We start from the raw sequence: 17,605 nt of genomic DNA, 5'->3' as shown, positions 1-17,605 counted from the left end.
TACCAATATGGCGAACGACTGTGGTCTTTCGCCCCTTATCAATCGACATGATAAGGCGCTCGCACAGCCGAGCGATGAGGACTACGTAGAAGCTGAAAGCTGGCTACCCAAATCGACCGATCCAAGAGCAGGCTGAGAGCCTGCGATCCCAGGGACGAAAAGCCGGGGATCCCAGAGGTTACCCCCCGCCCCGCTCGCGCCGGATCTTGTCCCAATACTCCAGGCGCTTGCGGATCTCGCGCTCGAAGCCGCGCTCGACCGGCGTGTAGAACTGGCGGCGTCCCAGGGCATCAGGAAAGTAGTTCTGGCCGGAGAACGCTTCGGGCTCGTCATGGTCGTAGCGATAGCCCTGGCCGTAGCTTTCGGCCTGCATCAGCTTGGTCGGCGCGTTGAGGATGATCTTGGGCGGCATCAGCGAGCCCCCCTCCTTCGCAAGGCGCATCGCCGCCTTGTAGGCATTATAGGCCGCGTTCGACTTCGGGGCCGTCGCCACATAGATCACGGCCTGCGCGATGGCGAGCTCGCCCTCGGGGCTGCCGAGGAAGTCATAGGCGTCCTTGGCGGCATTCGCCACGACCAGGGCCTGTGGATCGGCGAGCCCGATATCCTCCACCGCCATGCGCACCACCCGACGCGCGATGAACAGCGGATCCTCGCCGGCATCGAACATGCGGGCGAGATAATAGAGCGCCGCGTCGGGATCGGAGCCGCGCACCGATTTGTGCAGGGCCGAGATCAGGTTGTAGTGGCCATCCGCCGACTTGTCGTAGATCGGTGCCCGGCGTTGCAGCACCTGCTGCAGCTTGGCCGCCGTGAAGACCTCGCCGGGCTTGGCCGCGCGCCAGGCTTCCTCGGCCAGGGTCAGGCTGGCGCGGCCGTCGCCGTCGGCCATGCGCACCAGCGCCGCCCTCGCCTCCTCGTCGAGAGGCAACTTCTTGCCCTCGACGTCCTCGGCATGGGCGAGAAGACGCAGGATCGCCGCTTCGTCCAGGGCATTGAACACCATCACGCGGGCGCGTGACAGCAAGGCCGCGTTGAGCTCGAAGGAAGGGTTTTCGGTGGTGGCACCCACCAGAGTCACGGTGCCGTCTTCCATCACCGGCAGAAAGCCATCCTGCTGCGCCCGGTTGAAGCGGTGGATTTCGTCGACGAAAAGCAGCGTGCCCCGCCCCATCATGCGCCGTGCGCGTGCCGCCTCGAACACCTTCTTCAGATCGGCGACGCCGGTGAAGATCGCGGAAATCTGCTCGAAGGCAAGATCGGTCTCACCGGCCAGCAGGCGCGCCACCGTGGTCTTGCCGGTGCCAGGCGGGCCCCAGAAGATCAGGCTGCCGACCGAGCCCGAGGCGAGCAGGCGCGTCAGCGCTCCTTCGGGGCCGACGAGATGATCCTGTCCGGCCACCTCGGAGAGGTGCTTGGGGCGCATCCTGTCCGCGAGCGGCCGTGGCGCCTCCTTCTCCAATCCCGCTGCAGAAAACAGATCCGACATCATCCCCCCAGGATCGTCGAGATTTGCTGGCCATCCCTGAGGATGGTGATGCGCCACAGGCGGCGCGGCTCCTGCACCAGGGCGTCAAGCGCCTTGGTATCGTCGACCTTCTGGCCGTTGATGACCTGGATCACATCCTTTTTCTGAAAGCCGAAATTGGCAGCGGCGCTGTCGTCCTCGACATTGGTGATCACCACGCCATTGGTGTCGAGCGGCATGCCGAGAGTCTCGGCCATGGCCGGGGAGAGATTGGCGACCGTGGCGCCGCTGAGCGGCGAGCGTCCCTGCAGCACAGTCTCGTCGCGTGGCGTACTCTCGGGCGCGGGGGCAAGCTTGACGGAAACCTTGACGCGCTCGCCCTTGCGCAGGACCTCGAGTTGCGCTTCACCGCCCAGGGGCTTGGTGGCGAAGCGATAGCCGAATTCGTCGGGGTCGGAAACCGCGACGCCGTCGACAGCCAGGACGACATCACCCGTCTGCAGGCCGCCTTCGGCCGCAGGCCCATTCTTGGCGACCTCGGTCACCAGGGCACCGGCCGGCCGCTCCATCGACAGCGACTCGGCGATCTCGGATGAAACGCTCTGCAGGCTGGCGCCGATCCACGGACGCAGGACGCGATCGGAACCGGCCTGGGCCGATGCCACCACCACCTTGACCATGGCAGCGGGAATGGCGAAGCCGATGCCGATATTGCCGCCCGAGCGCGACACGATCGCCGTGTTGATGCCCACCAGCTTGCCGTTGAGATCGACCAGGGCTCCGCCGGAATTGCCCGGATTGATGGCGGCGTCGGTCTGGATGAAGGACTGGAAGTCCGACTGGCCGACCTGGCTGCGCGCCAGCGCCGATACGATGCCGGAGGTCACCGTCTGCCCGACGCCGAAGGGATCGCCGACGGCCAGCACGAGATCGCCCACCTGCACCTTGTCGGAATCGGCGAAATCGAGCGTGGCAAGCTCGCCCTTCACGCCCTTGAGGCGGAGTACGGCAAGATCGGCGCGCTGGTCCTTGAGGATGATGTCGGCATCGTATTCGCGCTTGTCGGACAGGGCGACACGGACCTGCGTGGCATTGGCGATGACGTGATAGTTGGTGACGATCATGCCGTCCTTGGCGACGATCACTCCCGAGCCGAGCGAACGCTCCACCCGTTCGCGCGGTGCCGCTCCGCCGCCGAAGAACTGGCGGAAGAAGGGATCGTTGAACATCGGATTGGTCTGCGCCTTCTCGACATGCTGGGCATAGACGTTGACCACGGCCGCAGTCACGCTCTTGACCACCGGGGCGAAGGACAGCTTCACCTGCGCCGCGCTTTCAGGAACGGCGCTTTCCTGGGCCTGCGCCGGCAGGAGGCCGGCAAGGAGCACGAAGGCGGCATAGGACAGTCGACGCATGAATGGACTCCGAATGGAACGGCGTTGTCGGCCTCGCAGACCCTTCTGGACCAGATCAGGCGCGAAGCCAATGGTGCAAATGTGGTCTTTGGAAGCCCCGACTTCCAGTCCGCTCTTGGAAATGATGCCCGCCATAACAGAGCGGACCGGACGTCCGCGCCCCAAGCAAAAAGGGCGGCGCTTGCGCACCGCCCTTTCGAATGTTCATTCGCCTTCAGACGATCAGGCCGCCTCGGCCTGCTCCTCGGCGACCGGGCCGGAGTCCTGGCCCTTGGCGGAGACGTCACGATCGACGAACTCGATCACGCCGATCGGTGCGGAATCGCCATGGCGGAAGCCGGCCTTCAGCACGCGGGTGTAGCCACCCTGGCGGTCCTTGTAGCGGGTCGCCAGCACGTCGAAGAGCTTCTTGACGATGGTCTCGTCCTGGAGCGTCGCAATGGCTTGGCGGCGGGCATGCAGGTCGCCACGCTTGCCGAGGGTGACCAGCTTCTCGACGATCGGACGCAGGTCCTTGGCCTTGGGAAGCGTGGTGACGATCTGCTCATGCTTGATGAGCGAGGCCGCCATGTTCTCGAACATCGCCTTGCGGTGTTCGGCGGTACGGTTGAATTTGCGGTGAGCCTTGCCGTGACGCATTGCCCTGTTCCTTCAAGTTTGGCAGCGCGATGCGCCAGATCAATAATGTTCTTCGAAGCGCTTGGCGAGCTCTTCGATGTTCTCCGGCGGCCAGCCCGGCACTTCCATGCCCAGATGAAGACCCATCTGAGCCAGCACTTCCTTGATTTCGTTCAACGACTTGCGGCCGAAGTTCGGCGTACGGAGCATTTCGGCTTCGGTCTTCTGGATCAGATCGCCGATATAGACGATGTTGTCGTTCTTCAGGCAGTTCGCCGAACGGACCGACAATTCCAGCTCGTCCACCTTCTTGAGCAGCGCCGGGTTGAAGGCGAGCTCCGGAATGGCCGGGGCCTCGGATTCCTTCTTCGGCTCCTCGAAGTTGACGAAGACTTCCAGCTGGTCCTGGATGATGCGGGCCGCGAAGGCCAGCGCGTCTTCCGGGGTGATCGAGCCATTGGTCTCGACCGTCAGCGTCAGCTTGTCATAGTCGAGGATCTGGCCTTCACGGGTGTTCTCCACCTTGAAAGCCACCTTCTTCACCGGTGAATAGAGGCTGTCGACCGGAATGAGACCGATCGGGGCATCCTCGGGCCGGTTGCGGTCAGCCGCCACATAGCCCTTGCCGGTGTTGACCGTGAACTCCATGCGAATCTCAGCGCCCTCGTCCAGCGTGCACAGCACGTGCTCGGGATTGAGGATCTGGATGTCGCCGGTGGTCTGGATGTCGCCAGCGAAGACCTGTCCGGGACCCTGCTTCTTCAGCACGATCCGCTTGGGGCCTTCCGCCGCCATCTTGACGGCGATTTCCTTGATGTTGAGGACGATATCGGTCACGTCCTCGCGCACGCCGGGGATCGACGAGAACTCGTGCAACACGCCATCGATATGCACCGAGGTCACGGCCGCACCCTGCAGGGACGACAACAAGACACGGCGCAGCGCATTGCCCAAAGTCACGCCAAAGCCACGCTCCAGCGGCTCGGCAACGGCAGTTGCCTGGCTCTTCGGATCTTCTCCCGGAGTCACTTCGAGCTTTTGGGGCTTGATAAGTTCCTGCCAGTTCTTCTGAATCACGACGACACCCTTCAATCGGTCTCGGTGCGGCCAACAAACCCGGCACGCTCGGATAGCGGCCGGGCCATCTCAAATCGCGGAATTAGACGCGACGACGCTTGCGCGGGCGGCAACCATTATGCGGAATTGGCGTCACGTCGCGGATCGACGTGATCGTGAAGCCCGACGCCTGCAAGGCGCGCAGAGCCGATTCACGACCGGAACCCGGACCGGAAACTTCAACTTCCAGCGTGCGCATGCCATGCTCGCTGGCCTTACGGCCGGCGTCTTCAGCAGCCATCTGCGCAGCATAGGGGGTCGACTTACGCGAGCCCTTGAAACCCATCGTGCCCGACGAAGACCAGGCAATCGTGTTGCCCTGGGCGTCGGTGATGGTGATCATGGTGTTGTTGAAGCTCGAATTGACGTGAGCAACGCCAGAAACGATGTTCTTGCGCTCGCGACGACGAACGCGACCAGTGGCTTCTTTTGCCATAGTATGGATCCTTCAAGCGCGCCCGTGGTACCAGGCGCTCGGGATAGAATGAAAACGAATTACTTCTTCTTGCCGGCGATCGGCTTCGCCTTGCCCTTGCGGGTGCGGGCATTGGTATGCGTGCGCTGGCCACGAACGGGCAAGCTGCGACGATGGCGCAGACCGCGATAGCAGCCCAGATCCATCAGACGCTTGATGTTCATCGCAACGTCGCGACGAAGATCACCTTCCACGATGTAATCGCGGTCGATGGTTTCGCGGATCTGCAGGACTTCCTGGTCCGACAGCTGGTGGACACGGCGCTCAGGCGCAATGCCGACCTTGGCAACGATCTCCTTGGCTTTGGCGGGGCCAATGCCGTGGATATATTGCAGCGCGATCTCGACACGCTTGGCAGTGGGAATGTTGACACCAGCGATGCGGGCCACGTTCCGGTCTCCAAATCTTTGATCCGGCATGAGGCCGAATATCAGTTCAATCATCGCCGGCGAACCGGCAGCGCAAAAACGAGCCGTTCGCTCTGACCGAGCGATCGACCCGCGCGTCTTTGACGTGAGAGGCGTCTTCTAGAGATTCTCTGCGAAGACGTCAACTCGTAAAGACAAACTTCATGCATATCGCCTCACGGCGTATGCCGGCGGCGAATCAGACCGAGACCGCCGCCAGTGTGGTGTCGATCTCACGAGTGACCTCGTCGATCGATTTCATCGCGTCAATCGGGCGAAGATCGCCGCTCTTGCGATAATAGTCAGACAGGGGTGCCGTCTGGGCGCGATAGGCTTCAAGACGGGTCTTGAAAGCTTCCGCATTGTCGTCCGGCCGCACCTTCTCGCCGCGGGCGACGGTGTCGGCGGCGCGCTTTTCGATGCGCGACAGCAGCACGGACTCGTCGACCACAAACTCGATCACGGCGTCGAGTCGCAAGCCCTTCTCCGACAACATGCGGTCAAGGGCCGAAGCCTGCGCCACGGTGCGCGGAAAACCGTCGAGGATGAAGCCGTTGGCCGCATCCTTTTCCTCGATGCGATCGGCGACGATGCCGACAACGATGTCGTCCGAAACCAGCCCGCCCGAATCCATCACAGCCTTGGCCTTCAGCCCGACCGGCGTGCCGGCCTGCACGGCCGCACGCAGCATGTCGCCCGTCGAGAGCTGGGGAATGCCATGCTTCTCCGACAGCCTCACGGCCTGGGTTCCCTTGCCCGCCCCCGGCGGACCCAGCAGAATGAGCTTCATCAGCGACGGCTCCCCTTCAGCTTGGTCTTGCGTACCAGCCCTTCATACTGATGAGCAAGCAGATGGCCATGAATCTGGGCCAGCGTGTCCATCGAGACGCTCACCGTGATGAGAAGCGATGTACCGCCCAATACGAAGGGAATCGAAGGCACCATATAATTCTGAATTTCCGGGACCATGCAAACCAGGGCGATGTAGACCGCACCGACCACGGTGATGCGCGTGAGCACATAGTCGATGAACTTGGCGGTGTTCTCCCCCGGGCGGATGCCCGGAATGAAGCCGCCATGCTTCTTGAGGTTGTCGGCCGTCTCGGTCGGATTGAACACGATCGCCGTGTAGAAGAAGCAGAAGAACACGATCAGCAGCGCGTAGAGCACCATGAACAGCGGCTTGCCGTGATTGAGATAGATCGCGACATTGGCAAGCCAAGAATTCGGATTGCCCTGCGCCACGAAAGCGGCCGCGGTGGTCGGCAGCAGCAGCAGCGACGAGGCGAAGATCGGCGGGATCACGCCCGAAGTGTTCAGCTTCAAGGGCAGATGCGACGACTGGCCTTCATAGAGGCGGTTGCCGACCTGGCGCTTGGGATATTGGATCAGGAGGCGGCGCTGCGCGCGCTCGAAGAACACGATGGCCAGCACCACGGCGACGGCGACCACGACCGAGACCAGCAGCGTCACCGGCGACATGCCGCCCGTACGCGCCAGATCGAGCATCTGGCCCAGATGCGCCGGGAACTCGGCGACGATACCAGCCTGGATGATCAGCGAGGTTCCGTTGCCGATGCCGCGCGAGGTGATCTGCTCGCCCAGCCAGAGCAGGAACATGGTGCCGCCGACCAGCGTGATCGTGGTCGAGATCTTGAAGAACAGCCCCGGCGCGAGCACGATCCCCTGCCCGCCCTCCAGGCCGATGGCGATGCCCCAGGCCTGCGCGGTCGCCAGCACCACCGTGAGGTAGCGCGTATACTGGTTCATGATCTTGCGGCCGGCCTCGCCCTCCTTCTTGAGGGCCTCGAGCTGCGGCACGACGGTGGTCAGCAGCTGGATGATGATCGAGGCGGAAATGTAGGGCATGATCGCGAGCGCGAAGATCGCCATGCGCGAAACGGCGCCGCCCGAGAACATGTTGAAGAGGCCGAGAATACCGCCGGCCTGGCCGTTGAAGGCCGTCTGATAGGCTTCGGGATTGATTCCGGGTAGCGGAATATAGGTACCAAGCCGGTAGATGACCAACGCGCCGAGCGTAAACCAGATACGCTTTTTGAGTTCGTCAGCCTTGGAGAACGAACTCCAGTTGATGCTCGCAGCAAGCTGCTCGGCCGCCGATGCCATGTGGTGCTCCGCCGTGTCGAAAGCGCGCCAAAAAAAGGTGCGGCCCGCCAGACGAGGCGGGCCGCTTTCATATAGGATCAGGCTTCGGCCTTTGCCACAGCCTTCAGCACCTTGACGGAACCGCCGGCCTTTTCGACCGCGGCCACGGCGCTCTTGGTCGCACCGGCGACCTCGAAGGCGAGCTTGGCCTTGATCTCGCCGCGGCCGAGCAGGCGCACGCCATCGAGGGCGCGGCGGATCACACCGGCCTCAACCAGAGCCTCGGCGGTGACCGGGGCCTTGGCGTCGAGCTTGCCGGCGTCAATGGCGACCTGGATGCGGTCGAGGTTCACCTCGGCGAAGTCCAGGGCGAAGATGTTGTTGAAGCCACGCTTCGGCAGGCGGCGATGCAACGGCATCTGACCACCTTCGAAGCCCTTGATGGCGACACCGGTACGCGAGGTCTGACCCTTGACGCCACGGCCGCCGGTCTTGCCCTTACCAGAACCGATACCGCGTCCGACGCGGATACGGGCCTTGGTAGCGCCCTGATTGTCGCGAAGATCGTTGAGTTTCATCGTCGCGTCTCCTTACTCGGCCTCGACCACGCGGACGAGGTGGCCGAGCTTGGCAATCATGCCGCGCACGGCCGGCGTATCTTCCAGCGTGCTCTTGCGGCGGATCTTGTTAAGGCCCAGGCCGACGAGGGTCGCGCGCTGGTCCGCGGTGCGGCGGATCGGGCTACCGATCTGCTCGACCGTGACGGTCTTGGTTTTAGCCATCGCTCATCCCTCTCCGATCAGTCCGTCGACTCGGCGTCGATACCCTGACGCCGGCTCTGGATCTGCGACACCTTGAGGCTGCGGCGCGCCGCGACCGAACGCGGGCTGTCCTCATGCTTCAGGGCGTCGAAAGTGGCGCGCACCAGGTTGTAGGGGTTGGAAGACCCCAGCGACTTGGCGACGACGTCATGCATGCCGAGCGATTCGAACACGGCGCGCATCGGGCCGCCGGCGATGATGCCGGTACCGGCCGGAGCGGCGCGCAGGACGACCTTGCCGGCGCCATGACGGCCATTGACGTCATGATGCAGGGTACGACCTTCGCGCAGCGACACCCGCACCAGGCCACGCTTGGCCTGATCGGTCGCCTTGCGGATGGCTTCCGGCACTTCGCGAGCCTTGCCATGGCCATAGCCGACGCGGCCCTTCTGGTCACCGACGACGACGAGCGCCGCAAAACCGAAGCGCTTGCCGCCCTTCACCACCTTGGCAACGCGGTTGATGTGGACGAGGCGGTCCACGAACTCGCTGTCGCGCTCTTCGCGCTGACGATCACGTTCACGTTCACGAGCCATAGAATCCGTTCCTTAGAAGTTGAGGCCGCTTTCGCGGGCCGCATCAGCGAGCGCCTTGACGCGCCCGTGGAAGATGTAGCCGCCGCGATCGAAAAAGACGTCCTTGACGCCCTTGGCAATCGCACGCTCGCCAAGGAGCTTGCCGATTACCTTCGCGGCCTCGATGTCGGCGCCCGTCTTCAAGCTGCCGCGCAGGTCCTTTTCGAGGGTCGATGCGGAAACCAGCGTATTGCCGTTCGCATCGTCGATGACCTGAGCGTAGATGTGCTTGGAAGAGCGGAAAACCGAGAGGCGCGGCCGTCCGTTCGCCACCGAGCGCAGCTGCCGGCGGACACGCGCCTTGCGGCGCTCAAGAGCTTGCCTTGCATTTGCCATGGATTGGCTCCGTTACTTCTTCTTGCCTTCCTTGCGGAAGATGAATTCGCCAGCATACTTGACGCCCTTGCCCTTATAGGGTTCGGGGCCGCGATATTCGCGGATCTCAGCCGCGACCTGGCCGACCTTCTGCTTGTCGATACCCGACACGACGATTTCCGTCGGCTTGGGCGTCACCACGGTGATGCCTTCCGGAATCGGATAATCGACGTCGTGCGAATAGCCGAGCGACAGCTTGACGACCTTGCCGGCAACGGCGGCCTTGTAGCCGACGCCGTTGATTTCGAGACGCTTCTCGAAGCCCTGCGTGACGCCCACCAGGATGTTGGACACCATGGTGCGAGACATGCCCCACTGGGAGCGCGCGAGCTTGGAATCGTCCTTCGGGTCGACCTTGAACGCACCGTCCTTGAACTCGACCGAGATGAGGTCGGGGATGGTGAAGAACAATTCGCCCTTGGGGCCCTTGGCCTTGACGGTCTGGCCATCCAGGCTGGCAGTGACGCCAGCAGGAACGGCAACCGGCTTCTTACCGATACGAGACATTCTAACTCTCCCCCGGCTCAGAATACGGTGCAGATCACTTCGCCGCCGACATTGGATTCACGAGCCTGATGATCGGCCATGACACCACGCGGGGTCGAAACGATGGATACGCCCAGTCCGTTGGCGACGCGCGGAATGTCCTTGACGGACACGTAGACGCGGCGGCCGGGCTTCGAGACGCGGGCGATCTCGCGGATCACCGGTGCGCCATCATAATATTTCAACTCGATCTCGAATTCGCTGCGGCCGTTGCCGAAATCGGTAACGGTGTAGTTGCGGATATAGCCTTCCGCCTGCAGCACATCGAGAACGCGAGCGCGCTGGCCGGAACCGGGCGTGGTCACGCTGGTCTTGCGGCGCATCTGCGCGTTACGGATACGGGTCAGCATATCGCCGACAGGATCATTGATCGCCATGACGATATCTCCTCACCAGCTCGATTTCACGAGGCCGGGAACCAGCCCCTTGGAACCGAGTTCGCGCAAAGCAATACGCGACATCTTCAGCTTGCGGTAAACGGCGCGCGGACGGCCGGTCACTTCGCAACGGTTGCGCACGCGCTCCTTGGCGGAGTTGCGCGGCAGTTCCGAGAGCTTCAGACGAGCGGTGAAGCGCTCTTCCATCGACAACGATTCATCGTTGGCGATGGCCTTCAAGCGGGAGCGCCGGCCAGCATACTGCTTGGCGAGCTTCTCGCGACGCTTGTTCTTCTCAATCGAACTTTTCTTAGCCATGTAGGTCTCCAACGTTCCGCGTTTGAGGGCGGATCAACCGCCTCACTGCCGGAAGGGGAAGTTCATCAACTTCAGAAGCGCACGCGCTTCTTCATCGGTCTTGGCCGTGGTGCAGACGACGATGTCCATACCCCAGACTTGATCGACCTTGTCGTAGTTGATCTCGGGGAACACGATGTGCTCCTTGAAGCCCATGGCATAATTGCCACGGCCATCGAAGCTCTTCGGGTTCAGGCCACGGAAGTCACGGACGCGCGGCAGCGCGATCGTCACCAGGCGATCGAAGAACTCATACATGCGGGTCTTGCGAAGGGTGACCTTCGCGCCGATCGGCATGTTCTCGCGCACCTTGAACTGCGAGATCGCCTTGCGAGCCCGCGTGATCACCGGCTTCTGACCCGCGATCAAAGCGAGATCGGCGGCCGCAACGGTGACCTTCTTGGTGTCGGCGGTGGCTTCGCCCACGCCCATGTTCAGCACGATCTTGGAGATCGAGGGAACTTCCATCGGGTTCTTGTAGCCGAACTGCTTGATCAGCTCGGGACGAACCACGTCATTGTAATAGGCCTTCAGACGCGGCGAATAGGCATCGCCATTCGCGGTCTCGGCGGTGGCTGGGGACTTAGCCATCGATCTGCTCTCCCGAACGCTTGGCGACGCGAACCTTCTTGCCGCCATCGAGAACCTTGAAACCGACACGGGTCGGCTTGCCATCCTTGGGATCGGCAATGGCGACGTTCGACAGGTGGATCGGCGCTTCCTTCGAGATCACGCCGCCTTCCTGGCTCGCCGTCTGGCGCTGATGGCGACGGACGATGTTCACACCGCGAATGATCGCGCGGTTTTCTTCCGGGAACACCTGGATCACTTCACCGACACGGCCCTTGGAACGGCCGGTCATGACGACGACCTTGTCGCCCTTCTTGATCTTGGCGGCCATGTTACAACACCTCCGGAGCCAGAGAGATGATCTTCATGTGGTTCTTGGCGCGCAGCTCGCGCGGAACCGGCCCGAAGATGCGGGTGCCGATCGGCTCTTTCTGATTGTTGATCAGCACGGCCGCATTGCGGTCGAAGCGGATCACGGAACCGTCGGGACGACGGATGTCCTTGGCCGTACGGACGACCACGGCCTTCATCACATCACCCTTCTTGACGCGCCCGCGCGGAATGGCTTCCTTGATCGAAACGACGATAACGTCGCCGACGGAAGCATATTTCCGCTTCGAGCCGCCCAAAACCTTGATGCACATCACGCGTCGGGCACCAGAATTGTCCGCGACGTCGAGATTCGATTGCATCTGAATCATGACGTACCCTCTTATTCTTCGCAGGCTGGTATCCGCACGCAGCGGACCCGGCCCAACCTCGGGTTTGGCAGCAGGATCGAAACCCAACCGCCGTGAAGCTCGCCACCTGCTCGGTTTTGAACCCACTTCGCCAGCCTTGCGGCAGGCAAATCACTAACAAGCACGAAAGCGCGGCCAAGGCGGTGGAGACCTCCACCCCTTTCGCCGACGCTCCAGGAAAGCCGGTCTTCTAGCGATTCCTTCGGTCGACCACAAGCACAAAGCCGGCTTCCGCCGGCTTTTATTTTTACCGTGTCGGCACGAAGGCGCTGAATCGCCCCCTGCCCTGCCAGACGATCAGGCCTTGGCTGCTTCCGCCGCCTGGTCGACGACGACCCAGCGCTTCAGCTTGGACATCGGGCGACCCTCTTCGATCCACACGACGTCACCGACCTTATGGCCGTTGCTCTCATCATGAGCATGGTAGTTCTTGGTGCGACGCACCGTCTTCTTCAGCAGCGGATGGGTGAAGCGGCGCTCCACCTTCACCACAATCGTCTTGTCGTTCTTGTCAGAGACGACGACGCCTTGCAGGACGCGCTTGGGCATGAATTATCTCCTCAAGCCTTGGCTTTGGTCGCGGCCTTCTGGCTCTGAACCGTCTTGATCTTGGCGATGGTGCGGCGAACCTTGCGCACCTCGGCCGTGTTTTCGAGCTGACCCGTGGCCTTCTGGAAGCGCATGTTGAACTGCGACTTCTTCTGCTTGGCGAGTTCATCGGCAAGCTGGTCGTCGGACAGCACCTTGATGTCTTGGATCTTCATGGTGTTTTCCTCACTCAGCGATGCGCTGGATGACGCGGGTCTTGACCGGCAGCTTGGCGGCGCCGAGCGTCAGGGCGGAGCGAGCGATTTCTTCGCTCACACCGTCCAGCTCGAACATGATGCGGCCCGGCTTGACGCGCGCGACCCAATGGTCGGGCGCGCCCTTGCCGGAGCCCATGCGCACTTCCGCGGGCTTTGCCGAAACCGGCACATCCGGGAAGATGCGGATCCACACGCGACCCTGACGCTTCATTTCGCGGGTGATCGCACGACGCGCTGCTTCGATCTGGCGGGCAGTGATACGCTCGGGCTCCAGAGCCTTGAGGCCGAACTGGCCGAAGTTCAGGAGCGCGCCCGAGGAGGCCACACCGTGAATGCGGCCCTTGAACTGCTTACGGAATTTGGTGCGCTTGGGTTGCAACATGGTTCTATTCTCTCAACTCCCGCGAGCCGCTCACGCAGCTTCGTTACGGGGGCGCGAAGACGAACGGCCGCTGTCGGCCTCCGCCAAGCGCTTGTCCTGGGCCATCGGATCGTGCTCGAGGATTTCACCCTTGAAGATCCAGACCTTGATGCCGCACGTACCGAAGGTGGTGTAAGCCGTAGCCGTGCCGTAATCGACATCGGCGCGCAGCGTGTGCAGCGGCACGCGACCTTCGCGATACCACTCCAGACGAGCGATTTCGGCGCCACCCAGACGGCCCGAGCAATTGATACGAATGCCTTCCGCACCCAGACGCATGGCCGACTGAACGGCCCGCTTCATGGCACGGCGGAATGCCACGCGGCGCTCGAGCTGCTGGGCGATCGAATCGGCAACCAGGGTCGAATCCACTTCCGGCTTGCGCACTTCGACGATGTTGATGTGCACTTCCGAAGAGGTGAGCTTCGACACGGCCTTCTTCAGCTTATCGATGTCGGCGCCCTTCTTGCCGATCACGATGCCCGGACGAGCCGAGTAGATCGTGACGCGGCACTTCTTGTGCGGACGCTCGATGACGATGCGCGACACGGCGGCCTGCTTCAGCAGCTTCATCAGCGCCTGGCGGATCGCAATGTCCTCGTGCAGCAGCTTGCCATATTCGCCCTTGTTGGCGAACCAGCGGGAATCCCAGGTCCGGTTGATGCCCAGACGCAGGCCGATCGGATTAACTTTCTGTCCCATCGCTTGCTCCTTACGCCTTGGCTTCGACCTGGCGGACGACGACCGTCAGATTGGAGAAGGGCTTCTCGATGCGCCCTGCCCGGCCGCGGGCGCGGGCATGGAAACGCTTGATGACGAAAGCCTTGCCGACATAGGCTTCGGAGACGATCAGATCGTCGACGTCGAGGCCATGATTGTTTTCGGCATTGGCAATGGCGCTCTGCAGCGTCTTCTTCACGTCGGTGGCGATGCGCTTGCGCGAGAAGGTCAGGTCGGCCAGAGCCGAGTCCACCTTCTTGCCGCGGATCAGAGACGCGACGAGATTGAGCTTCTGCGGCGAAACGCGCAGCATGCGCGCTACCGCCTTCGCTTCATTGTCAGGCAGGGCCCGTTCGGACTTCGGCTTGCCCATGACTTACTTCCTCTTCGACTTCTTGTCCGCCGCGTGACCATAGAAGGTCCGGGTCGGAGCGAACTCGCCGAGCTTCATGCCGACCATGTCTTCGGTCACCTGCACCGGGACATGCTTCTGGCCGTTGTAGACGCCAAAAGTCACGCCGATGAAGTGCGGCAGAATGGTGGAGCGACGGCTCCAGGTCTTGATGACCTCGCTGCGGCCGGAGCCGCGCGCGGCATCCGCCTTTTTCAGGAGGTACCCGTCGACAAACGGGCCTTTCCAGACTGAGCGGGACACGGGTGGTCTCCTTACTTCTTCTTAGCGTGACGGGACGAGACGATGAACTTGTTCGTCGCCTTGTTCGAACGCGTCTTCTTGCCCTTGGTCGGCTTGCCCCAAGGCGTGACAGGGTGACGGCCACCCGAGGTACGGCCTTCGCCGCCACCATGGGGATGGTCGATCGGGTTCATGGCGACACCGCGGACGGACGGCTTGATGCCGAGCCAGCGCGAACGACCCGCTTTACCGAGCGAGATGTTCATGTGGTCCGGGTTCGACACCGCGCCCACAGTGGCAAAGCAGCTCGACAGAACCAAGCGCTGCTCGCCCGAGTTCAGGCGCAGGATGACATAGGCGCCATCGCGGCCGGCGATCTGGGCGTAGCTGCCGGCGGAACGGGCGACCGATCCGCCACGGCCGAGCTTGAGCTCGACATTGTGGACGATGGTGCCCACCGGCATCGCCGACATCGGCATGGCGTTGCCCGGCTTCACGTCGGCCGAAGCGGCCGCGATCACCTTGTCGCCGACAGCCAGACGCTGCGGAGCCAGGATGTAGGCCTTGTCGCCGTCGGTATAGTCGATGAGCGCGATGAACGCCGTGCGGTTGGGATCGTACTCGATCCGCTCGACCGTACCTTCGACATCGAGCTTGCGGCGCTTGAAGTCGATGATGCGGTAGGCGCGCTTGTGCCCGCCCGACTTGCGGAACGAGGTGATGCGGCCCGTGTTGTTGCGGCCACCCGACTTGGTCAGGCCTTCGGTCAAGGTCTTGACCGGAGCGCCCTTGTACAGGGCGGAACGGTCGACCAGCACGAGCTGGCGCAGGCCCGGCGTAACCGGCTTGTATTTCCTGAGAGCCATTGGTCTCTCTCCCTTTCCGGCCCGCGCCTCAGAGGCCTGTCGTCACGTCGATCGTGTGGCCTTCGGCCAGAGTCACGATCGCACGCTTGACATCGCTCTGAGTGCCCAGAATGCCCTTGAAACGCTTGGTCTTGCCCTTGCGAACGAGCGTGTTGACGCCCGTCACCTTGACGTTGAACAGCTTTTCGACGGCGGCCTTGATCTGCGGCTTGGTCGCATCCGGAGCAACCCGGAACACCACCTGGTTATGTTCCGACTGAGCGGTCGCCTTCTCGGTGATCACCGGCGACACGATCACGTCGTAATGCCTGACATCGGTGCTCATTTGAAGCGCGCCTCCAGCGCATCGACAGCCGCCTTGGTCAGCACGAGGCTGTCACGGCGGAGAATGTCGTAGACGTTGATGCCCTGGACCGGCAGCACATCCACGTTCGGGATGTTGCGGGCGGCCAGTGCGAAGTTCTGGTCGAGTTCGGCGCCGTCGATGATCAGCACGTTGGCCAGACCCCGCTTGCCGAAGGTTTCCTTCAGCGCCTTGGTCTTGATCGCTTCAGCGACCGCCTTGTCGACGATGATCAGCTGCTGCGTCTTCGCCTTGGACGAAAGCGCATGCTTGAGGCCGAGGGCGCGGACCTTCTTGGGCAGGTCATGCGCATGGGAACGCACGACCGGGCCGAAGGCGCGGCCACCGCCACGGAACTGCGGAGCCGAGGCTGCACCGTGACGAGCACCACCGGTGCCCTTCTGCTTGTACAGCTTCTTCTTGGTCCGGTTGATTTCGGACCGGCCCAGCGTCTTGTGCGTACCGGCCTGGCGCTTGGCCAGCTGCCAGCGCACGACGCGCTGCAGGATGTCGGCGCGCGGCTCGAGACCGAAGATCTCGTCAGACAGCGTGACCGAACCGGCTTCGGAGCCTTCGAGAGTGGTAATTGCGAGTTTCATCGGCTCCTCCTCACTCGCCGGCCGCTGCAGCAGCAGCTTCGGGCAAGCGGAACGCGCCGGGCTTCGGCGCTGCTTCCGGCAGCTGCTTCTTCACGGCGTCGCGCACCAGGATCCAGCCGCCCTTGGCGCCGGGAACGGCACCCTCGACCAGGATCAGGCCGCGCTCGACGTCGGTGCGCACGACCTTGAGGTTCAAGGTGGTGATGCGCTCGTCACCCATGTGACCCGCCATCTTCTTGCCGGCGAACGTCTTGCCCGGATCCTGGCGCTGACCGGTCGAACCATGGGCACGATGCGTGATCGAGTTACCATGGCTGGCGCGGTGGCCGCCGAAGTTCCAGCGCTTCATCGAACCGGCAAACCCCTTGCCGATCGACGTGCCGGTGACATCGACGAACTGGCCGGGGACGAAGTGGTCCGCGGTGATCGTCGCGCCAACCGGAATGAGGTCGGCTTCCGGCACGCGGAATTCGACGACCTTACGCTTGGGCTCCACATTGGCTACAGCGAAGTGGCCGCGCTGCGCCTTGGTCGTGTTCTTGACCTTGGCGAGGCCGGCACCGAGCTGAAGCGCGGTATAGCCGTTCTTATCGTTGGTCCTGTGAGCGACGACCTGGCAATCGTCGAGACGGAGAACCGTGACCGGGACATGCTCGCCAGCGTCGTTATAGACGCGGCTCATGCCGATCTTCTGTGCAATGACACCAGAACGCATGGCGTTCGTTCCTAAGCCTAGAGGAGCCTGATCAGAGCTTGATCTCGACGTCCACGCCTGCGGCGAGGTCGAGCTTCATGAGCGCGTCCACGGTCTGCGGGGTGGGGTCTACGATGTCGAGCAGGCGCTTATGGGTGCGCATCTCGAATTGCTCACGCGATTTCTTGTCCACGTGCGGCGAGCGGTTCACCGTGTATTTTTCGATCCGCGTTGGCAGCGGGATCGGTCCGCGGACGGCGGCGCCAGTGCGCTTGGCCGTCGAAACGATCTCGCGGGTCGACGTGTCGAGAATACGATGGTCGAACGCCTTGAGACGGATGCGGATGTTCTGGCCGTTCATTGCCCTGACTCCGAAATGAAATGGCGCGCCGAATGACGGCGCGCCTGAAGGACGCGCTTTGGAAAGCTCTTATTCGATGATGGCGGCGACGACGCCGGCGCCGACGGTACGACCGCCTTCACGGATGGCGAAGCGCAGCTTCTCTTCCATGGCGATCGGCACGATCAGGTTCACCGTCATGGCGATGTTGTCGCC

General features: G+C 62.6%; 29 protein-coding genes and 1 pseudogene. All 30 read right to left on the bottom strand.

Annotation, left to right across the window (positions count from 1 at the left end; genetic code table 11):
• Positions 1-178: 178 nt before the first annotated feature.
• Positions 179-1,489: a replication-associated recombination protein A gene (locus C5L14_RS13750; RefSeq protein WP_105863204.1), complete on the bottom strand. Its 1,311-nt coding sequence runs from the start codon at positions 1,487-1,489 to the stop codon at positions 179-181.
• Positions 1,489-2,883, bottom strand: a complete 1,395-nt coding sequence (locus C5L14_RS13745) for a Do family serine endopeptidase (RefSeq protein WP_105862640.1) — start codon at positions 2,881-2,883, stop codon at positions 1,489-1,491. The genes C5L14_RS13750 and C5L14_RS13745 overlap by 1 nt, the downstream gene beginning before the upstream one ends.
• A gap of 222 nt (positions 2,884-3,105) precedes the next feature.
• Positions 3,106-3,522, bottom strand: a complete 417-nt coding sequence (rplQ, locus tag C5L14_RS13740; protein WP_105862639.1) for a 50S ribosomal protein L17 — start codon at positions 3,520-3,522, stop codon at positions 3,106-3,108.
• 39 nt (positions 3,523-3,561) lie between these two features.
• Complete coding sequence (locus C5L14_RS13735) at positions 3,562-4,593, bottom strand: DNA-directed RNA polymerase subunit alpha (RefSeq protein ID WP_209430830.1); 1,032 nt, start codon at positions 4,591-4,593, stop codon at positions 3,562-3,564.
• A gap of 67 nt (positions 4,594-4,660) precedes the next feature.
• Complete coding sequence (gene rpsK / locus C5L14_RS13730; protein WP_105862638.1) at positions 4,661-5,053, bottom strand: 30S ribosomal protein S11; 393 nt, start codon at positions 5,051-5,053, stop codon at positions 4,661-4,663.
• A 59-nt stretch (positions 5,054-5,112) separates the two neighbouring features.
• The gene (gene rpsM / locus C5L14_RS13725) at positions 5,113-5,481 is read right to left on the bottom strand and encodes a 30S ribosomal protein S13 (protein WP_068292123.1); all 369 of its coding nucleotides are present in this window, start codon (positions 5,479-5,481) and stop codon (positions 5,113-5,115) included.
• Positions 5,482-5,698: 217 nt separating this feature from the next.
• Positions 5,699-6,289, bottom strand: a complete 591-nt coding sequence (locus C5L14_RS13720) for an adenylate kinase (RefSeq protein ID WP_105862637.1) — start codon at positions 6,287-6,289, stop codon at positions 5,699-5,701.
• The gene (secY, locus tag C5L14_RS13715; RefSeq protein WP_105862636.1) at positions 6,289-7,626 is read right to left on the bottom strand and encodes a preprotein translocase subunit SecY; all 1,338 of its coding nucleotides are present in this window, start codon (positions 7,624-7,626) and stop codon (positions 6,289-6,291) included. The genes C5L14_RS13720 and secY overlap by 1 nt, the downstream gene beginning before the upstream one ends.
• 77 nt (positions 7,627-7,703) lie before the next feature.
• Complete coding sequence (rplO, locus tag C5L14_RS13710) at positions 7,704-8,183, bottom strand: 50S ribosomal protein L15 (protein ID WP_105862635.1); 480 nt, start codon at positions 8,181-8,183, stop codon at positions 7,704-7,706.
• A gap of 12 nt (positions 8,184-8,195) precedes the next feature.
• A complete protein-coding gene (gene rpmD / locus C5L14_RS13705) occupies positions 8,196-8,387 on the bottom strand; it encodes a 50S ribosomal protein L30 (RefSeq protein ID WP_105862634.1) in 192 nt (63 codons plus the stop codon).
• 17 nt (positions 8,388-8,404) lie between these two features.
• Positions 8,405-8,962 (bottom strand): 30S ribosomal protein S5, encoded by a 558-nt coding sequence (gene rpsE / locus C5L14_RS13700; RefSeq protein ID WP_105862633.1) that lies wholly within the window; start codon positions 8,960-8,962, stop codon positions 8,405-8,407.
• A 12-nt stretch (positions 8,963-8,974) separates the two neighbouring features.
• On the bottom strand, positions 8,975-9,337 hold the full coding sequence (gene rplR / locus C5L14_RS13695; RefSeq protein ID WP_105862632.1) for a 50S ribosomal protein L18: 363 nt from the start codon (positions 9,335-9,337) through the stop codon (positions 8,975-8,977).
• A 12-nt stretch (positions 9,338-9,349) separates the two neighbouring features.
• On the bottom strand, positions 9,350-9,883 hold the full coding sequence (rplF, locus tag C5L14_RS13690; protein ID WP_105862631.1) for a 50S ribosomal protein L6: 534 nt from the start codon (positions 9,881-9,883) through the stop codon (positions 9,350-9,352).
• A gap of 17 nt (positions 9,884-9,900) precedes the next feature.
• Entirely contained in the window at positions 9,901-10,299 is a 399-nt protein-coding gene (gene rpsH, locus C5L14_RS13685; protein WP_105862630.1) for a 30S ribosomal protein S8, read from the bottom strand.
• 12 nt (positions 10,300-10,311) lie between these two features.
• Positions 10,312-10,617, bottom strand: coding sequence for a 30S ribosomal protein S14 (rpsN, locus tag C5L14_RS13680; protein ID WP_068292095.1), 306 nt, complete (start codon positions 10,615-10,617; stop codon positions 10,312-10,314).
• Positions 10,618-10,659: 42 nt separating this feature from the next.
• Entirely contained in the window at positions 10,660-11,247 is a 588-nt protein-coding gene (gene rplE / locus C5L14_RS13675) for a 50S ribosomal protein L5 (protein ID WP_105862629.1), read from the bottom strand.
• Entirely contained in the window at positions 11,240-11,557 is a 318-nt protein-coding gene (gene rplX / locus C5L14_RS13670; RefSeq protein ID WP_105862628.1) for a 50S ribosomal protein L24, read from the bottom strand. Before rplX ends, rplE begins: the two co-directional genes overlap by 8 nt.
• A gap of 1 nt (position 11,558) precedes the next feature.
• On the bottom strand, positions 11,559-11,927 hold the full coding sequence (gene rplN / locus C5L14_RS13665) for a 50S ribosomal protein L14 (RefSeq protein ID WP_068292087.1): 369 nt from the start codon (positions 11,925-11,927) through the stop codon (positions 11,559-11,561).
• 336 nt (positions 11,928-12,263) lie between these two features.
• The gene (rpsQ, locus tag C5L14_RS13660) at positions 12,264-12,515 is read right to left on the bottom strand and encodes a 30S ribosomal protein S17 (protein WP_105862627.1); all 252 of its coding nucleotides are present in this window, start codon (positions 12,513-12,515) and stop codon (positions 12,264-12,266) included.
• Positions 12,516-12,526: 11 nt separating this feature from the next.
• Positions 12,527-12,730, bottom strand: coding sequence for a 50S ribosomal protein L29 (rpmC, locus tag C5L14_RS13655; protein ID WP_068292078.1), 204 nt, complete (start codon positions 12,728-12,730; stop codon positions 12,527-12,529).
• A gap of 10 nt (positions 12,731-12,740) precedes the next feature.
• Positions 12,741-13,154, bottom strand: coding sequence for a 50S ribosomal protein L16 (gene rplP, locus C5L14_RS13650; RefSeq protein WP_105862626.1), 414 nt, complete (start codon positions 13,152-13,154; stop codon positions 12,741-12,743).
• Positions 13,155-13,184: 30 nt separating this feature from the next.
• Complete coding sequence (gene rpsC, locus C5L14_RS13645; RefSeq protein ID WP_105862625.1) at positions 13,185-13,895, bottom strand: 30S ribosomal protein S3; 711 nt, start codon at positions 13,893-13,895, stop codon at positions 13,185-13,187.
• Between the two features lie 10 nt (positions 13,896-13,905).
• A complete protein-coding gene (rplV, locus tag C5L14_RS13640; protein WP_068292065.1) occupies positions 13,906-14,286 on the bottom strand; it encodes a 50S ribosomal protein L22 in 381 nt (126 codons plus the stop codon).
• A 3-nt stretch (positions 14,287-14,289) separates the two neighbouring features.
• Positions 14,290-14,568 carry a 30S ribosomal protein S19 gene (gene rpsS / locus C5L14_RS13635; protein WP_068292063.1) on the bottom strand — a complete coding sequence of 93 codons (279 nt, stop codon included), beginning with the start codon at positions 14,566-14,568 and terminating at the stop codon, positions 14,290-14,292.
• Between the two features lie 11 nt (positions 14,569-14,579).
• Positions 14,580-15,413, bottom strand: coding sequence for a 50S ribosomal protein L2 (gene rplB, locus C5L14_RS13630; RefSeq protein ID WP_105862624.1), 834 nt, complete (start codon positions 15,411-15,413; stop codon positions 14,580-14,582).
• A 28-nt stretch (positions 15,414-15,441) separates the two neighbouring features.
• Positions 15,442-15,738, bottom strand: a complete 297-nt coding sequence (locus tag C5L14_RS13625) for a 50S ribosomal protein L23 (RefSeq protein WP_105862623.1) — start codon at positions 15,736-15,738, stop codon at positions 15,442-15,444.
• Complete coding sequence (gene rplD / locus C5L14_RS13620) at positions 15,735-16,355, bottom strand: 50S ribosomal protein L4 (protein ID WP_105862622.1); 621 nt, start codon at positions 16,353-16,355, stop codon at positions 15,735-15,737. Before rplD ends, C5L14_RS13625 begins: the two co-directional genes overlap by 4 nt.
• A 10-nt stretch (positions 16,356-16,365) precedes the next feature.
• The gene (gene rplC, locus C5L14_RS13615; RefSeq protein ID WP_105862621.1) at positions 16,366-17,070 is read right to left on the bottom strand and encodes a 50S ribosomal protein L3; all 705 of its coding nucleotides are present in this window, start codon (positions 17,068-17,070) and stop codon (positions 16,366-16,368) included.
• Positions 17,071-17,101: 31 nt separating this feature from the next.
• Positions 17,102-17,410, bottom strand: a complete 309-nt coding sequence (gene rpsJ / locus C5L14_RS13610) for a 30S ribosomal protein S10 (protein ID WP_068292049.1) — start codon at positions 17,408-17,410, stop codon at positions 17,102-17,104.
• Positions 17,411-17,479: 69 nt separating this feature from the next.
• A pseudogene (gene tuf / locus C5L14_RS13605) lies at positions 17,480-17,605 on the bottom strand (elongation factor Tu); the annotation flags it as partial.

Origin of the sequence: Labrys okinawensis (assembly GCF_002982075.1) — a bacterium.
GTDB classification, from domain to species: Bacteria; Pseudomonadota; Alphaproteobacteria; order Rhizobiales; family Labraceae; genus Labrys; species Labrys okinawensis_A.
This window is presented reverse-complemented; position numbering and strand designations above follow the sequence as displayed.